The organism is Streptosporangium sp. NPDC023615 (assembly GCF_040640155.1).
Classification (GTDB): Bacteria; Actinomycetota; Actinomycetes; order Streptosporangiales; family Streptosporangiaceae; genus Streptosporangium.
The window spans coordinates 197649-215622 of the sequence record NZ_JBFABE010000003.1 but is presented as its reverse complement, the minus strand read 5'-3'; the positions used below and the strand labels follow the sequence as shown (position 1 = coordinate 215622).

The following is a 17974-nucleotide window of genomic DNA, read 5'->3' as shown; positions in this document are numbered from 1 at the left end:
CGTGTTCGACCATGACGTGCTGGTGATCGGATCGGGATTCGGCGGCAGCGTCTCGGCGCTGCGGCTGACCGAGAAGGGCTACCGCGTCGCCGTGCTGGAGGCCGGGCGCCGCTTCGACGAGAGCACGCTGCCCAGGACCTCCTGGCGGGTCCGCGACTTCCTGTGGGCGCCCGCGCTGGGCCTGAAGGGCATCCAGCGCATCCACGTGCTCCGCGGCGAGAAGGGCACCGGCGTCATGGTCCTGGCGGGCGCGGGGGTCGGCGGCGGCTCCCTCGTCTACGCCAACACCCTCTACGAGCCGCACGAGGCGTTCTTCCGGGACGCCCAGTGGGCGGGCCTCACCGACTGGAAGGCCGAACTGGCCCCGTACTACGACCAGGCCAAGAGGATGCTGGGCGTGACGCTCAACCCGACCGTCACCCGCGCGGACGAGGTGATGCGCACGGTCGCCGAGCGGATGGGCGTGGGCGACACCTTCCACATGGCCCCGGTCGGTGTCTTCTTCGGCACGCCGGGCGTCGAGGTCGACGACCCCTACTTCGGCGGCGCCGGGCCGCGCCGCAGCGGCTGCACCGAGTGCGGCGAGTGCATGACGGGCTGCCGCCACGGCGCCAAGAACACGCTGGTCAAGAACTACCTGCACCTGGCGGAGCGGGCCGGCGCCAGGGTCTTCGCCGAGGCCACGGTCACCTCGGTCGCCCCGCTGGACGGCGGCGGCTACCGGGTCGAGGTGAGCAGGACCGGCACGCCCTGGCGCCGCCGCGTGCTCACCGCCGAACAGGTGATCTTCGCCGCCGGGACGTACGGCACCCAGCGGCTGCTGCACAAGCTCAGGGCGGACGGCACCCTGCCGCGTGTCTCCGCGAGGCTGGGCACCCTCACCAGGACCAACTCCGAGGCGCTGCTCGGCTTCGAGCGCCTGTCGGTCAACGGCGACAAGCTCAACCGGGGCGTGGCGATCACCTCCTCCATCCACCCCGACGCCCACACGCACATCGAGCCCGTCCGCTACGGCGACGGCTCCAACGCCATGGGGATGCTGCGCACCCTGCTCGTCGACGGCGGCGGCGCCCCGCGCTGGCTGAGGTTCCTCGGCGAGGCGGTGCGCAGGCCCCACCTGGTGGCGCGGCTGTTCGACCACCGCCGCTGGTCCGAACGCGCGATCATCGCCCTGGTCATGCAGGCCAAGGACAACTCGATCACCCTGTCGTCGCGCCGGGGACCGTTCGGGCGGCGGCTCCGCTCGGGGCGCGGGCACGGCGAGCCCAACCCCACCTGGCTGCCCGCGGGCCATGAGTTCGTCCGCCACGCGGCGAAGGAGGTCGGCGGCGTGCCGGGCGGCTCCTGGCTCGACCTGTTCGACATCCCGGCGACGGCCCACTTCCTGGGCGGCTGCGCCATCGGCGCCGGGCCGGAGACCGGGGTGATCGACCCCTACCACCGCGTCCACGGCCACGAGGGCCTGCACGTCGTGGACGGTTCCGCGGTCTCGGCCAACCCGGGCGTCAACCCCTCGCTCACCATCACCGCCCAGGCCGAGCGCGCCATGGCCCTGTGGCCCAACCGGGGCGAGCCGGACCCCCGCCCCGCCCTCGGCTCCCCGTACGTCCGCCTGGCGCCCGTCGTTCCCGGGAACCCGGTCGTCCCGGCGGCCGCTCCCGGGGCTCTGCGCCTGCCCATCGTCGAGATCACCTGACGGGAGGCGCCGACCTCCCCGCGCCGGGGCACGGCAGGGCGTCCGCCGACCGTGGTGTGCCCCCGAGCGGGCCCGGTCCGCCACGGGGAGAGGTCACTCCGTCCTCGGGCGCGTGCGTCGTCCCGGCGGGGTTCACGAACGGCTCCGGTCCGTCGCGGGAGAGATCACTGTCCCCACTTCTCCGGTTCCCGTCGCCCGTACTCGACCAGGAGTTCCAGGGCCCGCCGCTGGCCGGGGCTCAGGTCGGTCGCCATCATCTGCCCGAACCGCGCCGTGCCGGCGACGGCGGACGCCTGCTCCTCGGTGAGCCCGGCGGGCACGTCCGGGGGCAGCAGGTCCGGCAGCATCGCGTACAGCTCACCCGCGATCTCCTCGACGCGGGGGTCGTCCGCGCCGGCGTCCGCCAGCGCGGCCAGCCTCAGACTCCACGCCTGCCAGGGTGACTCCTGCCCGGCACCGGCGAGATAGGGGTCCACGAGCTCGGGCGCCGCCACCTCGGCCGCCCGGAGGAAACCGACCTCGTCCTCCGGCACGTCGAGGCCGCGGACGGCCGCGGCGAGCTCGGGCGACAGCGTCGGGTCGTCCCCGTGTTCGAGGAGGCGCGCTATCACCGCGCGGCGGCTCTGGATCTCCGCCTCCCTGCCGGCCAGCTCCGCGTCCAGCTCGGCCAGGATCTCCCTCCTGTCCACCCCGCCGGTGTCCGCCAGGGCGTCGGCGACCTCGCCGAGTCCCATGCCCAGCGCGGTGAACCTGCGGATCTGGAGCAGGCGGCTCAGCGCGCTCATGCCGTAGCTCCGGTAGCCGCCGGAGGTGCGCTCCGGCTCGGCGAGCAGCCCGATCCGGTGATAGTGACGTACGGTCCGCGGGGTCACGCCCACGAGCTTGGCGATCTCGCCTATCAGCAACATGGCGACCAGTAGACCCCCTGTCCCTGCGACAAGGTCAACCCGTCGACCCTCCGCGAACGGGTCCGCCGGGTCAGCAGCCGCGGGCCTCCCGGCACGCCTCGGGCGCGTCGGCCATCGCGACGGCGGTGATCGCGCGGGCGGCGTCGCCGAGCGCGGCGAGCTGTTCGGGCGTCAGCACGTCGACAACGAGCCGGCGCGCCTCGCGGACGTGGCCGGGGGCGATCTCCTCGACTCTGGCGAAGCCGGCGTCGGTGAGCCGCGCCTGCGTGCGCCGGCCGCCGCGGCAGGCCTCGCTGTGCCGTTCGACCCAGCCGGACCGCTCAAGGCGGGTGATCGCGTGGGAGAGCCGCGAGAGCGACCCCTGTGACAGCGCGGCCAGGTCGCTGAGCCTCACCGTGCGGCCGGGCGCCTCGGACAGGGCCGCCAGCACCTGGTACTCGAAGGAGTTCATGCCGGCGTCGCGCTTGAGCTGCGCGTCCAGTGCGGGGGGCAGGGTCATGAACAGGGCGACCAGTGCCCGCCATTCGCGCTGCTGGTCGGGCGACAGCCACGGCGGGTCGGGCTCGGGGGTGTCTTCGCGAGGGGTATCGGGGCTCACACACTCAACCCTACCTGGTGACTTGAACATTCAAGTCGTTCGGCATATCGTCGACTTGAACATTCAAGCCGACTCGTTCGTCAGGGGAATCCCATGTCCGTGCTCCGCGTCGACGCCTCCATCCAGGGTGACCGCTCCGCCAGCAGCGCACTCGCCGACCGCGTCCTCGGCGAGTTCGCCGCCGCCCACCCCGGGGTGCCGGTGGTACGGCGTCACCTCGGCCGGGACCCGCTGCCCGCGCACGCCTGGGAGACCGCGATCTCCGGCAGCTACCTCCCGGAGGCGGACCGCACCGCCGCGCAGCGCGAGGCGCTCGCCACGGCCGAGGGGCTCGCCGCCGAGTTGCGGCAGGCGACGAGCGCCGTGCTCGCACTGCCGCTCTACAACTTCGGCGTCTCGCAGCACGCGAAGACGTGGATCGACCTCACGCTCGCCGGAGCGCCGCACGGCACCCGCCTGCTCGACGGCACGCCGACCGTCCTGGTCACCACCCGCGGCGGCGCCTACGGTCCCGGCACCCCGCGCGAGGGATGGGACCACAACATCGACTACCTGCGCCGCATCCTCGCCGACATCTGGGGCGCCGACCTCACGGTGGTCGAGCGCGAGTTCACGCTCGTCGGCGTGAACCCGGCCCTCGACGAGTTCACCGAGATCGCGGCGATCATGCACAAGACCGCCGAGGAGGCGGCGGCCGAGGCCGGAAGGGCGCTCGCCGCCCGGCACGCCGCCTGACCCGCCCGGCACGCCGCCCCTGAATCGTCGGGCGCGTCCCCGGCCTGCCGGCCGGTGGACCGGAGCTCCGGCGGACCTCTAGCGTGCGTGGATGCGACGAATCGTCATCACACAGAACATCACGCTCGACGGGGTCGTCGACGCCGAGCAGTCCTGGTTCGACGTCACCGCCGACACCGAGCAGGGACGGGAGCTGGCCGCGGTCACGGCCGAACACGCCGCCGCGTCGGACGGCTTCCTGGTCGGCCGGACCACCTTCGAGGCGATGCGCGGATTCTGGCCCCGGCAGCTCGACGACCGCACCGGAGTCACCGACCACCTCAACCGGGTGCGGAAGTACGTCGTGTCGACCACGCTGGACGACCCGGGATGGGACGGCACGACCGTCCTGCGAGGCGGCGACGCGCTGGAGCCGGAGATCCGCGCCCTGACCGACGGTGACGGAACCGACATCGTGCTCACCGGCAGCATCACGCTCGGGCACTCCCTGCTGCGGGCCGGGCTGGTTCACGAGGTGCGCCTCTTCACCTACCCGATCGTGCTCGGCCGGGGCCGGCGCCTGTTCCCGGACGGGTGGCGCGCCGAGAACCTGAGCCTGATCGAGCAGCGGACGTTCTCCGGCGGGGTGACCCTCACCAGATACGCCCTCTGACGGTTCCCCGGTTATCAGGTACCTTATAGACGACTATCAGGTGCCTGATAACAGGGGTGGGTCGTGAGGGTTCTGGTCATCGGGGCGGGGATGGGCGGGCTGACGCTGGCCCAGGCGCTGCGCCGCAACGGGATCGACGTGGTCGTGCACGAGCGCGACCGGGCCGTGGAGGCCACCGGCGGCTACCGGCTGCACCTCGACGATCGGGCCTGCGCGGCACTGCGCCGCCGTCTCGCGCCGGCCCACTACCAGGCGCTGCTGGCCAGCTCGGCCGGGCCGCGGGCGTTCACGCGGTTCGCGGTCGCCGACCACAGGATGCGGCTGCTGTTCGCCGAACCGCGCGGGCGGGCGTCGGAGACGCTGATGATCGGCCGGATCCCGCTGCGGCGGCTGCTGGCCCACGGCCTGGACGACGCGCTGCGGCTGGGATCGGAGTTCACCGGGCACCGTACCCACCCCGACGGCACGGTCACCGCGCACTTCGCCGACGGCGGCACCGACCGCGGTGACCTGCTGGTCGGCGCCGACGGCGTGGGGTCGCGCGTCGCACGGGCGCTGGCCGGGCGTCCGACGTCCCTCCCGGCCGGGGTGAGCGGCATCGCCGGCCGCACCGCCCTGACCGCCGCCACCCGGCCCCTGATCCCCGTGTTGCTGGCACGAGGGCCCGCCCTGGCGTTCGGCCCCGGCGGCGTCGGGCTGTTCCTCACCGTCCACGACCCCGACGCCGACCCCGCGGTCGACCCCGCGACCTGCACGGAGGTCGCGGCGATCACCGAGCCGCCCACCCTGATCTGGGGCGCGCTGGCACCGGAGAGGGCCTACCCCGGGCGGTCGCGGGAGCTCGACGGCGCCGCGCTGGTCCGGCTCGCCGCCTCACTCCTGCGCGGCTGGGACGGGACCGTGCGCGCGCTGGTGCGCGCGGCCGACCCCACGACGGCGGCCTTCTTCGCCTTCCACACCGCCGACCCCGGCGCCGACCTCACCCCGTGGCCGGCGGGTGCCGTCACCGCGCTGGGCGACGCCGTGCACGCCATGCCCCCCACCGGGGGCATGGCCGCGGCCACCGCGATCCGCGACGCCGACGTGCTCGCCGAGGAACTGCTCCTGGTACGGGACGGGCGGTCCACGATCCCGCTGGCGGTGCACCGCTTCCAGAACCGGATGGCCGGCTACGCCGGCGAGGCCGTGCGCACGTCGATGCAACCGTTGCGATGGATCCACCGGCTCGCCACACCGGCGGGAAACCGGGCCTCCCGGATCGCGCTGCCGACCGTCGCCGCCGCCGCACGGCTCGGCCGCACCCTCACCGGGGCCCACGGTGCCTGAGACGCGTCCCGACGGGGGGACACGGCCCGAGGGAGAACCCGACCTGCCGCTCTGGGAGCTGATCCAGACCTCCTACGTCGTCGCCCGGGGCTTCACCGAGGTCTTCGGCGCCGTCGGGCTCACCCCCGCCCAGTTCGGCGTGCTGGCCTCGCTCGCCGACGGCGACGACCTCAGTCAGGCCGAGCTCGCCCGAGCGATCATGGTGCGGCCGCAGAGCCTCGGCGAGGTGGCCGCCTCCCTGATCGAGCGCGGCCTCGTCGAGCGCGACGGGCCGGGCGGGCGCGGACGCCGCGCGGCACTGCGCATCACCGAGGCGGGCCGGACGCTCCTCGGCCGCGCCCTGCCCGGAGTGCTCGCCTTCAACGCCCCGCGGGTCATGGGGCTGTCGGACACGGACGCCGCCGAACTGATCCGGATGCTCCGCGCCGTCCGGAACACCCTGTCCTCAGGGGGCGGTCCCGGCTCTGAGTGATCACGCGGTGCCGAGTCGACGATCAAGGGCCGGCGTCAGGCCGCCGCGTGGTGCAGGCGCTCCCGAGGTCCTCCCTCACCCCGGTCACCTCGACTCCCGCCGAACGCCCCTGGGCGATCGCGGACGCGATCGCCTCCGCCGCCCAGCGGGCCTCGCGGTCGAACGTGGCGATTCCAGGCCCTCCCACAATGGGGTCGAACGACACCACGGCGTCGCCCCATCCGGCCTCGTACAGAGCGTCGATGACCGCTTCACCGCTCGGGGCCGTGAAGTGAAGCTCGAAACTGTAAACGGTCACGGGACCGGTCTCCCTCCGACAGGTCGTTCCCGACCCCATGTGGGCACCGCTCGGGAAGAACCCCTGGTCGTCTACCAGGAGGTTCTCGTATTTCCGGAGCCGAGGCTAGAAGTCAAACTCGCCCTTCTTGGCTCCGTCGATGAAGGCGTCCCAGACGCCGGCGCTCACCACGAAGGGAGCCTTCTCCGGGGCCTCGGTGTCGCGCAGGGCGACTCTCCCGCCGGACAGCGGAGCCACCTCAAGACAGTCGCCTTGGTTGGACGCACTCTTCGTGGCCTTGCGCCAGACCGCCGTCTTCAGTTCCTCGCTCAGGTCCATGACTTCTCTGCCTCTCTGATCAACTCGATCGAGACATGCTGAGGATGCGCCTCAGATCGAATGGTGTCATATCGGGCGTAGATGGCCTCGACGTCCTCTGTTCGATCTGAGATGTGTCCATGGGTGGCGGATTCGATATACACCGTATCCGTGTTTCCTTGAAGTTGGGCGATGACAAAACCGCCTGAGACTCCTGTGGTCGCTCCGAGAGCGAGAGGAACAACTTGGATGCCGATTCGCGGTGAATCGGTTACTTCCAGGAGGTGTTCGAGCTGTCGGCGCATGACCTCCTTACCGCCGATCGGGCGAAGCAGGACGGTTTCATCGAGCACGACCCGGAGCATCGGGCGAGCCGATCGAGAAAAAATCTCCCGTCTCTCCATTCGCGCCTTTACTGCCTTCTCTGTCTGCTCGACTGTTATGCCGGGCTCGCCGCTGATCACCGCGTGGGCGTACTCCTCGGTCTGCAGAAGACCCGGCACGACGAGCGGTTGCCAGGTGTGCAGGGTGTGCGCCTGCTGTTCGATGTCCAGCCAGCCCCGGAACCATTGAGGGCTGGCCGCGCGGGTGATGTGCGTCCACAGGTTGATGATCTCCCCGCCCGCCTTCAGGGCGTCGTCGCAGCGCTGGGCGAAGTTCCGGCTGGGGGTGCGCTCACCCCTTTCGATGAAGCCGATCAGGCTCTGACTGAACTGGATGATGTCCGCCAGCCGATCCTGTGACAGCCCCGCCCGCTTTCGATGTTTGCGCACCTCGGCGCCGAAGACGACCAGAGATCTCGCGACTCGACCGGGCTCGGGGGATGCGGACATTTCATCTCCGTCCGACGGGGGAAGCACTCGGGAAGCACAGAAAAGCACCGTAGAACACAAGCTGTTCTAACGATGTGCTGACCTTTCACTATTCAACGTAGCCCTCCTGGGGGCACTCTGTGAAGTGCTTCCGGAAGCAGCGGAATCGCAAGAAGGGCTTTTTTCTCCATGCCGGGGAAGTCCTTCATGAATTGATATCAGAAATGTCCGGAAGGTGGTGAGAGGGCGCCTGACCGTCGGCGTCCCCACCCCCGGTGACCGATTCCCGCATTCGCGGGACATGGACATGTAACTCGCTCGCCACCCCTACGGCGACGGGCGCGCCACGACAGGTAAGGGCGCCGCCCGTCAGGACGAGCCCCTTGAACGGACACGGAGGTCCGATCCGATGCACGACTCCACCGGAGACCCCGGGCCGATCGGTGTTCACCGGGACGCCGACCGGCCGCCCACGCCGCTCGGTTGCCGCTGGTGCGGACATCCCCCGTACGTCCGAACCGCCTGCTGGGACGTGCCCCACGACCCCTCGGCCATCGCCAAGGTTCGCGCTCTGGTGGACGACACCCTCACCGTCTGGACGCTTCGGCACCTCGCCGACGACGTGGTCCTCGTGGCCGGGGAACTGCTCGCCAACGCCGTCGTCCACGGTGACGCCCCGGCGACCCTCTCCCTGCGCGCCGGAACCGGTGAGCTCCGCATGGAGGTGACCGACCACGGGCCGGGGCGGCCCCGGCACCTTCGTCTCGACACCGGTGCCCTGCACGGCCGTGGCCTGACCATCGTCGAGGCCCTCTCTCACGAAACCGGCGTCGTCCCGCTGCCCGACCACCCCGGCAAGACCGTCTGGGCCCTCTGGCGGCTTCCCTCCCGAACGGCTCACACGACCACCCGGACGCCGCTCTGAACCGGGGAGCCGACCGGCGCGTCCGAAGGCCCCGGGGTCAGGGTGAGGTCGTCTCCCCGTGACAGCGGGGGAGGCGCCACCGCACCGGCGTCACGCGGTGCCCGTGTGGCGGCGCCCTGCACCCGAGAGCAGGAGAAGCACGGCGACCGCCCCGTACGGCGCGACCACGAACCAGGCGGGCAGCGACCCCTCCGGACAGTACGGGGAGAACAACGCGCGGGAGAGCAGGTGGCAGGCGCCCGTCGCGAGAGCGGCGACGGCGCCCACCCCGGACAGGCGGCGTCGCCGTGTCGTCCGGCCGCGGGCCGCCAGGGCGAGCGCCACCAGGACGAGGGGAAGAGCGGTCGCCATCGCCGCGAACGACAGCCCCAGGGGGGCGGGATCGGGGCCGACCCGATGAACACACAGGTCGACGTCCATCCCCGTCGGGAACATGGCCGCGTACGGCACGACGGCGGACAGGAGGATCGACGCCGCCCATGAGGCGGAAGAGCATCTGATCACAGGTTCTCTTTCGGGTCGGCGCCACGGGCCGGAAGGACCGGCCCGGTGCGGGAAAGGCGGCTCGTGCCCCTGCCCGGCGGGAGGGAAGATCAGAGGACGAGCATGACGGCCTGCCACAGCGGTACGGCGAACGCCAGGAGCAGCCACCACGACCGCGCCGCCCATCCCATGACCCAGCGGAAGACGGCGAACGCGGCGACGCCGGCGGCCAGAGAGCAGAGCAGGCCCGGAAAGGCGTCTTCGAGGTGGGAACGGCCCGAGGGGACGATGCTCCATTGCGTCAGGAAGGCAAAGAAAAGCGACCAGTAGAACAGGAAGCCGAAGAGGAGAAGGGCGACAAGGACTCTGGCGATCCGGCTACGTGACACTGACCCTCCCGGGGGCTTCTGCGGCCTGGCGGCGCCGATCAGCGTAGGCGCGGGCGATCAGGCCGGAGAGGGGCGGGCCCCGGTGAGCCGGCAGCCGATCGGGATCCGAGCCCGGCCGGGGTTCCGTAGCGGGCTCGTGCGGAGTCCTCTTCCGCGGCTCACGACATCCGGGAGTCCACCGCCCGCCGAACCCCGCCGGACGACCGTCGGGTTCGCTCCTCCGGGATTCGGACAGAATGGCGGGTCGCCGTGAATTCCACCAGTATCCCCGTGTGATGTGGAACGTTGAGGAATTCGTGAACGCGGCGAACGCGACCGTCGGCGAGCTGGCCGCCTACGTCGACGAGAGCCAGCGGGGCGTGCCGCCCGTCATCCGGCGCAGGCCCCCGCGCGAGCTGGCCGAACGGCTCGGCCTGGCCCGGTGGATCCGGGAGGGCGGGATGACCGTCGACGACCACGCGGAGTTCCTGCGGGTCTACCTCGCCGAGGGCACCCGGCTGCACCACCCCGCCTACCTCGGTCACCAGGTCGCCGTGCCGGACTTCCCGGCGGCGCTCGCCGACCTCGTCCACGGGGTGAGCAACAACCCGATGGCGATCTACGAGATGGGCGCCTCGGCGGCGACCGTGGAGTTCGAGGTGCTCCGCTGGATGCTCGCCACGGTGGGGTTCGGCGAGGCAGGCGGCGGGGTGCTGACGCACGGGGGATCGCTGGCCAACCTCACCGCCCTGCTGGCCGCACGGGCGGCGGTGGCCCCGGAGGCGTGGACCGACGGGGTGCCCGGCGACCTGGCCCTGCTGGTCCCGGCCTCCACGCACTACTCGCTCACCCGCGCCGCCGCGATCCTCGGACTGGGGGAGCGCGCCGTGGTGCCGCTGGAGGTGGACGGGCTCGGCAGGATCGACGTCGCGCGCCTGCCCGAGGCGCTGGCGCGGGTACGCCGGGCCGGGCGGCGGCCGATGGCCCTGGTGGCGAACGCCTGCGCGACCGGGACCGGCCTGTACGACGACCTGCGCGGCGTCGGCGGGTTCTGCGCCGCCAACGGGATCTGGTTCCACGTGGACGGCGCCCACGGCGCCTCGGCGCTGCTGTCGGAGGAGCACCGCCACCTGCTGGACGGGGTCGAGCTCGCCGACTCGCTGATCTGGGACGCGCACAAGATGCTGCGTACCTCCAGCCTGGCGGCGGCGGTGCTGACCCGCAGGGAGGGCGACCTGGACGCGGCCTTCCGGCAGAAGGCCAGCTACCTGTTCTACGGCGACCAGGGTTTCGACCTCATCGGCAGAACCGTGGAGTGCAGCAAGGCCGAGCTTGGCCTGAAGATCTTCCTCAACCTGGCCTGGCGGGGCGAGCGCGGCCTGGGCGAGTACGTCGCGCGCCGGTACGCCACCGCCCACCGCCTGTGGGAGCTGGCCGCGCGACGGCCGGGCTTCACGTGCCCGTACGAGCCGGAGAGCAACATCGTCTGCTTCCGGTACGGCACCGGCGACCAGGCGGCCATCCGGGAGCACCTGATGGAGGACGGCTCGTTCCAGCTCACCTCGGCCGAGATCGGCGGCGTCCGGCACCTGCGGGTGACCGTGATGTCCCCCTCCACCGACGACAAGACGCTGGAGGCGCTGCTGGACCGCATCGCCGAGCCGCAGGGCCGGGAGGGCGGCAGGGTGAGCGACGGGGTGAGCGGCGGGGTGGCCTCGGGGTGACACCCGCGGGCGACGGGCCCCCTGCCCGGCCGCGGATAGGGCAGGGGGCCGCGTTCGTCAGTTGTCGGTGCAGAACATGTGGATGCGGCAGTTGGTCAGCCGCCCGGCCTCGTCGGCGGCCGGCTCGCGCTCCTGCAGACCCTGGAGGTCCTCAACGTCGAAGGACATGGTGTTCACCTCCCCGTCGATCTCGTGGCCACGCCTGCGGCGGGCCGGTTCTCCTTCCACCGCCCGGGACCGGGCGGCGAGCCTGTGGGGGGGGAGCGCCAGGCGTCCCCCATGACGTCGTCGAGCGTCCACGGCCGGGCGTGCCCGTGCCGGAGCCGCAGGAGGAAGGTGACGACGCCCGCCGTACCGCCGAGGAACGTCGGCAGGACCGTGGAGAACGGGTCCGGCACGAGCGTCCTGCCGGAGCGGGAGACGGCCCGTGCCCGCAGGCACCCGGCCAGGTCCCCGGCCCATCGCAGGTAGCGGTCCTCGCCGGTGAAGTCGGCCATGTCGAGCAGGAACTCGCCCTCGCCCGGCAGGCCGTGGCACGGAACCGTCCCCGACCGCCACCGGGTGCGGTGGGCGGCGACCGCCGCCCGCCGGGCCAGGCGCAGCGCGCCGTCGTCGCCGGTGGCGCGCCAGTGACGGACGAGGAACGAGCCGATTCCCGACGACCCGCTGCACCAGTGCGGCCGTCGCGGCCGGAGCGTGCGCGGCTCCCCGGCCAGGGTCGGCCACCAGGCGCAGTCGCCGTCGATGTCGGCGTACTCCTCCAGGGCGCGGGCGATCTCGCGCGCGGTCGCCGTCCACTCCGGACGGTCCAGGGCGAGGGCTCCGTAGAGCAGCGCCGTGCCGATCCCGGCGATCCCGTGCGCGAAGCCGAGGTGGTCGGCGCCCGCCAGGCCGGAGTCGAACGACGCCGGCACCGGCCAGTGCGGGTGCCCGCGCCGGTAGGAGCGCGCGGCGTGCAGGTTCTCGAACGTCCTGGCGGCCCGCTCGCGGAGCACGGGGTCACCCGAGCGGACCGCGAGGCGGAGCACCGTCATGCCGGCGCCCGCCAGCCCGTGCGTCACGTCGGAGTTGGGGTACGCGGTCGGCAGCCGGGCCGCCGATCGCAGCGCCGCGTCCATGCTCTCGCCGTCACCGGCCGCCTCGGCCGCCTCGTACAGGGCCCAGAGGGCTCCGGAGCGGCCGAAGTGGAGGCCGGGAGGCCAGAGGTCCTCGGTGGCGAGGCGGGCGCGGAGCCACCGGGTCACACGAGCCGCCGTCCCGGCGACCTCCGCGCCCTCGGTCCCGGTGCCCTTCGAGCCCCGCGCCGCCTTGGCGCGTCCCGTCCCCTCCCGGGGCTCTGCGGCGCCGGGCCGTGCGCGGGAGGCGAGGGTGAGGACGCCCAGGACGCCCGGTACGCCCCCGTTCACCGAGCACGGGTCCGCCTCGACGCCGCCGTGGACGTTCGGCCACGGCGACGAGGCGTCTTGCGAGGTGTCCGCCGTCTCCACCAGCCACGCCAGGCCGTCCGCCACCAGGTCGTCCGTCCGAGCGCTCCTCTCCGCATCGGCTCGCGCGCCCGCCTCCGTGCGGGCCGGGGACTCCGTCCGGCCGCCTGTCACGGTACGGAACGGGAGACGGCCGGCGGCCGGAGCCCGGTCCGGGGACGACGTCCGCTCCGCGGGGAGCGGGTCGTCCGTGGCGAGCCCCTCCAGGTAGGCGGCGCAACGCTCCAGCGGCCAGCGCCGCTCCGGCTCGGTGAGCAGCCCTTCCACCAGGGGCCGCAGCAGGGCCAGGGCGGGGTTGGACGCGGACACCGCGGCGACGTGGTCGAGCAGCCGCCGCCCGCGGGCCGGACCGGTGACGCCGTCGTCGGGAAGCTCGGGCCCCGCGCCCACCGCGAGGAAGTAGGTCAGCGCGCCGAGCCCGAACAGGTCGGCCGCCTCACCCGGGGCGGGACGGAACCTGCCGCTGTGCGGCACCAGTTCCGGGGCCAGGTAGCCGGGGGTCCCGCCGATCATGACGATCTCGCCGGGCACCGCCACGTGCTCGGGGTCGATGAGCCGGAGGTCGCCGCCGGGAAGGAGCATCACGTTGTCCGGCGAGAGGTCGCGGAAGACGTACCCGCACGCGTGGACGGCGCGCAGCGCCTCGACGAGGCGCCGCACGATCGGCAGGACCTCGGCCGCCGCGCTCCCGAAACCGTCGTGCCCCACGGGTCCGGCGTTCTCCTCCGACCAGCGCCGCAGCGTCGTGCCGGGAACGTGCTCCTCGACGAGGAAGGTGTGCCCGCCCTGTTCGAAGAAGTCGACCACGGCGGGCACCAGGCCGGTCCCGGCCAGCGCCTCCAGACGGGAGCGCTCGGCCGCCAGCCGGGAACGGGCGTCGCGGCCCGCGAGGTCGGACGAGGCGTGCGGGCGCCCCTCCTTGATCACCACCTGGGCGCCGCTCACGGTGTCCCGGGCCAGGTACACGCCGCCCCTGTTGGCGTGTCGCACGGCCTCGCGGACCACGAAGCGGTCGTTCAGCATCACGGCGGCCGGCTTCGCCCCGCCGTTCCCGTTCCCGTTCTCGGTGGCCCGGGCGCCGGAGGGGCGCGCCTCACCGGCCTGACTGCCCGAGACGGAGGTGCCCGAGGCGGAGGTGCCCGAGGCGGGGCCGTTCCGGGTGGAGGCAGCGGCCGGGGGGACGGCGAAGGGGGAGGTGGCGAAGGGCGGTGGCGAGAACCTCGCGAGCCGCTCGTCGTGGATCGTCCCTCCCTCCGGCGTGCGGAGCCGGATCTCGTAGAACCCGTCGTTGCCGAGCACCCGGTGCCCGCCGAAGGCCCCGTACCGGTAGTGGACGATCCCGCCCGGCCGCCAGGGGCGGTCCGACAGGATCGCCGGGCCGGGCAGCCCCCAGGTGGCCTCGTCGAGCAGCGCCGCCAGCCGGGCCGCCTCGACGTCGCCCGAGGGGTAGGCGGTGACGAACTTCCCCGCCTGCGCGCGGGGGCAGTGCGGCATCAGCAGCTCCCAGTAGTCGTCCAGCCGCGCCGGGAACTTGAAGGCGCACCCCTCGGCGGAGAGCACCCGCACGACCCGGGAGAGCACGACGGGAGCGGAGAGCATCGTCGCGGAGACGTGAAGCTTCCAGCCCTGCGCGGGCAGGGCTCCTCCCACGGGGGAGATCCGGCACCAGAACGCGTCGTCGACGATCGACCAGGCGCGGGCCGGTGCCCGCCCGATCTCGGCGATCGCGATGTCACGCAGGAGGCCGCCGTCATCCGGGGTGCTTTTCACGACCGATCGTCCCGCCCTTCTGCTTTCGCATTCCCGCGTGTTCGAGGCGGCGGGCCCGCCGCTTTCCCTCGCCCTTCGGCGCTCGCACCAGAGAACACGCCGGACGGCGGGAGTGCCAGGTAAAAATACGCATCCGTGGCCCGCCCCGCCATTCTGGAAGCCTTTAATGCGCATTTTTCGTATTCACATATATTTAATTGGCGGCGGTCTCCTCCCCGTCCGGCCGCCGGGCCCGGACGGTCGCGAGAACGGCGAGCCCGGCGGCCTGCGCCGAGGCCAGGACGATCACACCGGCGCGGAAGCCGTCGGCCCCGCCCCCGGCCAGGTTCCACGCCAGGGACGTCACGGCCGGGCCCACCGTGAAGCCGAGGGTCCGGACGGTGGCGCCGACCCCTCCGGCGGTGCCCGTCATGCCGGGGGGCGCGGCGGCCAGCAACGCGGCGTTGTTGGGGGCGTTGAACAACCCCTGACCGGCACCGGCCAGCGCCAGCCGCCAGGCCAGGTCCACGAGTCCCGCGGACGGGCCCAGGGTGAGCATGCTCAGCGTCCCGGCCAGGGTCACCGCGCCGCCCGCGACGGCGACCACGTCCGGACGGTACCGGTCGGCCAGCGCTCCGCCGACCGGTGAGCACGCCGCCGTCCCGCCGACGAAGAACAGCAGCGCGACCCCCGTCGTCCCGGGAGTGCCCCGGAGCACGTCGGCCACGAGATAGGGGAGCAGGAACAGGGACAGGCCGACGACCGAGCTCATCAGCAGCAGGGCGGCCAGCGGCAGGCCGTACGCGCGGCGGCGGACGAGCGCGACCACCGGCCGGGAGGCGGGGAGCCTGCTCCACACCACCGCCAGCACCAGGGCGGCGACCGCGAGCGGCACGACGACGACCGCGCCGCCGCCGGCCCGGTCGAACGCGAGGAGCAGCGCGGCGACCGCGCCCCCCAGGATCGCGACCTCGCCCAGCAGCGACCGGTCCGGCGCGGGCAGCCCGCCCCGGCCGCCGGGAACGGTGCGATGTCCCAGCCACAGCACGACGAGCAGGACCGGGAGCTTCAGCAGGAAGACCGGGCGCCACCCGTACGCCCCGGCCACGAGCCCTCCCAGCGAGGCGCCGGCCATCGTGCCGAGGGGCATGATCGTGGCGATGTAACCCAGGGCGCGGCCGCGGTGCTCGGCGCGGACGCTCGCCCCCACGACGGGCATGTAGACCGCGACGACCAGGCCCCCCGCGATCCCCTGCAGCACGCGGGCGACCAGGAGCGCCCAGAACGCCGGGGCGAACGCCGCCAGCAGGCTCGTCAACCCCACCCCGGTCACCGCGAACATGAGCACCGACCGCGGGTCGGCGCGGTCCACCCAGCGGCCCGCGGGGACGGCCAGGGCCGCCGTGGGCAGGACGTAGGCCAGCAGCACCCAGGCGGTCGCGGCCGGGCCGACGCCCATCTCGGCCCCGATGACCGGCAGGGTGACCGCCGCGAGGCTCATCTCGACCGAGACGACCAGCATCGCCATGGCGAGCGCCACCACCGGCCCCCACCTGGTGCGCTCCACCGTCCCGGCCTGACCGGTCGTCCCTGCTTCGTTCCTCTTCATGGCCCCGACGCTAGGAAGGGGCGCCCGCGGCGCGCTTCTGTCGATCGACTGGTGCCGACGTCCGGACGTGCGGGTCGCGCGGGTCGCGCGGGTCGCGTGGCCGGATGCCGTACCGGCCGCCGGCCGCCGCCGGACGCCAGTCACATGACTCATGCGGCGCCGTCCCGGATCCTCCTACCGTCGGTGTCGTCGACCGAACGAGGCACGAAGGAGATCACGATGTCCCACGACCGGCTGCGTCTGGCGATCGTCATCGGCAGCACCAGGGAGGGCCGCGTCGCCCCGACCGTGGCCCGGTGGTTCACCGGCCGGGCCGAGGAGCACGGCGACATGGACGTCGACGTCCTGGACCTGGCCGAGGCCCCGCCGCCCGCCAGGCTCACGAACGAGCCCCCGCCCGAGGTGACCGCGCTCACCCCGCGGCTGGCCGCGGCCGACGCGTACGTCATCGTGACCCCCGAGTACAACCACAGCTTTCCCGCGTCGCTCAAGAGCGCCATCGACTGGCACTTCGCCGAGTGGCAGGCCAAGCCGATCGGCTTCGTCTCCTACGGGGGGATGGCCGGCGGGCTGCGCGCGGTGGAGCATCTCCGGCAGGTGTTCGCCGAGCTGCACGCGATGACCGTCCGCGACACGGTCAGCTTCCACGGCGTGCACGAGGCGTTCGACGCCGACGGCCGGGCCAGGCGGCCGGAAGGGTGCGACGCGGCGGCCAAGGCCATGCTCGGTCAGCTCGCCTGGTGGGGCCGCGCGCTGCGGGAGGCCAAGTCCAGGCAGCCCTACACCGGCTGATCCGTCCCCTCACCGAACCGACTCAGGAGATCGTCATGCACGCCATCCGGCAGTACGCCTTCGGCCCCGCCGAGAACCTGCTCCACGAGGAGGTCGAGGACCCCTCTCCCGGCCCGGGACAGGTCCGCATCGCGGTCCGGGCCGCCGGGGTCCACCTCATGGACACCTCGATCCGCGCCGGTTCCGCCGACGAGCTGCCCTTCCCGCTCCCGGACCTGCCGATGACTCCCGGCCGCGAGGTGGCCGGCGTCGTCGACGCGGTGGGTGCCGGCGTCGAGGAGAGCTGGCTGGGCCGCCGGGTCGTCGCCCACCTGGGCCTGGCCAGCGGCGGCTACGCCGAGCTGGCGGTCCGCGAGGCCGAGGCGGTGCACGCGCTGCCCGACGAACTGGCGGACGACGTCGCGGTGGCGATGATCGGCACCGGCCGTACCACGATGGGGATCCTCGACGTCGGGCAGATCGTTCCGGACGACGTGGTGCTGGTGACCGCGGCCGCCGGCGGGATCGGCAACCTGCTCGTCCAGGCGGCGCGGAACATCGGCGCGACCGTCGTGGGCGTGGCGGGCGGCCCGGCCAAGGTCGAGCGGGTCCGCCGGCTGGGGGCGACGATCGCCGTGGACTACGACACGGCGGACTGGGGCGGCCGGGTGCGCGAGGCGCTGAACGGGCGCGAGGTGACGGTGGCCTTCGACGGGGTCGGCGGCGCCCCGGGCCGCACCGCCCTGGAACTGCTCGGTGTCGGCGGCCGGTTCGTCATGTTCGGCTGGTCGGCGGGGAAGCCGACCGAGCTGTCCACCGGTGACCTCTACGCCCGCTGCCTGACCGCCTCGGTCGCCCTGGGCCCGCGGATCCTCAAGGCGCCCGGGGGGTTGCGCGGCCTGGAGGAGCGGTCGCTCGCCGAGGCGGCGTCCGGCAGGCTCGCCCCCGAGGTCCAGCGGTTCGCGCTCGCGGACGCGGCGGCGGCGCACACGGCCCTGGAGACGCGCGCCACCGTGGGCAAGGTCGTCCTGATCCCCTGACCTTCCGGAGCTCCGGCCCCGGCCCTC

18 protein-coding genes are annotated in these 17974 nt (G+C 73.2%); 9 read left to right on the top strand and 9 right to left on the bottom strand.

Annotated features, from left to right (window positions below; translation table 11 throughout):
- Position 1 precedes the first annotated feature (1 nt).
- Positions 2 to 1696, top strand: a complete 1695-nt coding sequence (locus AB0G16_RS03855) for a GMC family oxidoreductase (protein ID WP_362798123.1) — start codon at positions 2 to 4, stop codon at positions 1694 to 1696.
- A gap of 164 nt (positions 1697 to 1860) precedes the next feature.
- On the opposite strand, the gene AB0G16_RS03850 is transcribed toward AB0G16_RS03855, so the two are convergent.
- Both AB0G16_RS03850 and AB0G16_RS03845 read right to left on the bottom strand, forming a co-directional pair.
- Positions 1861 to 2604 carry a MerR family transcriptional regulator gene (locus tag AB0G16_RS03850; protein WP_362798120.1) on the bottom strand — a complete coding sequence of 248 codons (744 nt, stop codon included), beginning with the start codon at positions 2602 to 2604 and terminating at the stop codon, positions 1861 to 1863.
- 70 nt (positions 2605 to 2674) lie between these two features.
- A complete protein-coding gene (locus tag AB0G16_RS03845; protein ID WP_362798117.1) occupies positions 2675 to 3202 on the bottom strand; it encodes a MarR family winged helix-turn-helix transcriptional regulator in 528 nt (175 codons plus the stop codon).
- Positions 3203 to 3295: 93 nt separating this feature from the next.
- On the opposite strand from AB0G16_RS03845, the gene AB0G16_RS03840 reads away from it, so the two are divergent.
- The 4 genes from AB0G16_RS03840 to AB0G16_RS03825 all read left to right on the top strand — a co-directional run bounded on the left by AB0G16_RS03840 (position 3296) and on the right by AB0G16_RS03825 (position 6387).
- Positions 3296 to 3937, top strand: a complete 642-nt coding sequence (locus AB0G16_RS03840; RefSeq protein WP_362798114.1) for an NAD(P)H-dependent oxidoreductase — start codon at positions 3296 to 3298, stop codon at positions 3935 to 3937.
- A gap of 91 nt (positions 3938 to 4028) precedes the next feature.
- Positions 4029 to 4589 carry a dihydrofolate reductase family protein gene (locus AB0G16_RS03835; RefSeq protein ID WP_362798111.1) on the top strand — a complete coding sequence of 187 codons (561 nt, stop codon included), beginning with the start codon at positions 4029 to 4031 and terminating at the stop codon, positions 4587 to 4589.
- A gap of 63 nt (positions 4590 to 4652) precedes the next feature.
- On the top strand, positions 4653 to 5915 hold the full coding sequence (locus AB0G16_RS03830) for an NAD(P)/FAD-dependent oxidoreductase (RefSeq protein ID WP_362798109.1): 1263 nt from the start codon (positions 4653 to 4655) through the stop codon (positions 5913 to 5915).
- Positions 5908 to 6387, top strand: a complete 480-nt coding sequence (locus AB0G16_RS03825; protein WP_362798106.1) for a MarR family winged helix-turn-helix transcriptional regulator — start codon at positions 5908 to 5910, stop codon at positions 6385 to 6387. The genes AB0G16_RS03830 and AB0G16_RS03825 overlap by 8 nt, the downstream gene beginning before the upstream one ends.
- 22 nt (positions 6388 to 6409) lie before the next feature.
- Here the strand turns inward: AB0G16_RS03825 and AB0G16_RS03820 are convergent, their stop codons facing one another.
- From AB0G16_RS03820 to AB0G16_RS03810, 3 genes are all read right to left on the bottom strand, one after another.
- Complete coding sequence (locus AB0G16_RS03820) at positions 6410 to 6685, bottom strand: hypothetical protein (protein WP_362798101.1); 276 nt, start codon at positions 6683 to 6685, stop codon at positions 6410 to 6412.
- A gap of 105 nt (positions 6686 to 6790) precedes the next feature.
- On the bottom strand, positions 6791 to 7003 hold the full coding sequence (locus AB0G16_RS03815; RefSeq protein WP_362798098.1) for a DUF397 domain-containing protein: 213 nt from the start codon (positions 7001 to 7003) through the stop codon (positions 6791 to 6793).
- Positions 6994 to 7815, bottom strand: a complete 822-nt coding sequence (locus AB0G16_RS03810; protein WP_362798095.1) for a helix-turn-helix transcriptional regulator — start codon at positions 7813 to 7815, stop codon at positions 6994 to 6996. The genes AB0G16_RS03815 and AB0G16_RS03810 overlap by 10 nt, the downstream gene beginning before the upstream one ends.
- Before the next feature lie 388 nt (positions 7816 to 8203).
- Here AB0G16_RS03810 and AB0G16_RS03805 point away from each other — a divergent pair, with 388 nt between their 5' ends.
- Positions 8204 to 8719, top strand: a complete 516-nt coding sequence (locus tag AB0G16_RS03805) for an ATP-binding protein (RefSeq protein WP_362798092.1) — start codon at positions 8204 to 8206, stop codon at positions 8717 to 8719.
- Between the two features lie 90 nt (positions 8720 to 8809).
- Here AB0G16_RS03805 and AB0G16_RS03800 read toward each other — a convergent pair whose 3' ends face one another.
- Together AB0G16_RS03800 and AB0G16_RS03795 are read right to left on the bottom strand one after the other, a co-directional pair.
- Entirely contained in the window at positions 8810 to 9223 is a 414-nt protein-coding gene (locus AB0G16_RS03800; protein ID WP_362798089.1) for a hypothetical protein, read from the bottom strand.
- An 89-nt stretch (positions 9224 to 9312) separates the two neighbouring features.
- Positions 9313 to 9591, bottom strand: coding sequence for a hypothetical protein (locus tag AB0G16_RS03795; protein ID WP_362798086.1), 279 nt, complete (start codon positions 9589 to 9591; stop codon positions 9313 to 9315).
- 296 nt (positions 9592 to 9887) lie between these two features.
- Between AB0G16_RS03795 and AB0G16_RS03790 the strand changes: the two genes are divergently transcribed.
- A complete protein-coding gene (locus AB0G16_RS03790) occupies positions 9888 to 11294 on the top strand; it encodes a pyridoxal-dependent decarboxylase (protein ID WP_362798083.1) in 1407 nt (468 codons plus the stop codon).
- Positions 11295 to 11467: 173 nt separating this feature from the next.
- Here AB0G16_RS03790 and lanL read toward each other — a convergent pair whose 3' ends face one another.
- Together lanL and AB0G16_RS03780 are read right to left on the bottom strand one after the other, a co-directional pair.
- A complete protein-coding gene (lanL, locus tag AB0G16_RS03785; RefSeq protein ID WP_362798080.1) occupies positions 11468 to 14548 on the bottom strand; it encodes a class IV lanthionine synthetase LanL in 3081 nt (1026 codons plus the stop codon).
- 193 nt (positions 14549 to 14741) lie between these two features.
- Positions 14742 to 16136: an MFS transporter gene (locus tag AB0G16_RS03780; protein WP_362798077.1), complete on the bottom strand. Its 1395-nt coding sequence runs from the start codon at positions 16134 to 16136 to the stop codon at positions 14742 to 14744.
- A gap of 219 nt (positions 16137 to 16355) precedes the next feature.
- On the opposite strand from AB0G16_RS03780, the gene AB0G16_RS03775 reads away from it, so the two are divergent.
- A complete protein-coding gene (locus tag AB0G16_RS03775) occupies positions 16356 to 16928 on the top strand; it encodes an NAD(P)H-dependent oxidoreductase (protein ID WP_362798074.1) in 573 nt (190 codons plus the stop codon).
- Positions 16929 to 16963: 35 nt separating this feature from the next.
- Complete coding sequence (locus tag AB0G16_RS03770; RefSeq protein ID WP_362798071.1) at positions 16964 to 17947, top strand: zinc-binding dehydrogenase; 984 nt, start codon at positions 16964 to 16966, stop codon at positions 17945 to 17947.
- The last annotated feature ends 27 nt before the right edge of the window (positions 17948 to 17974 follow it).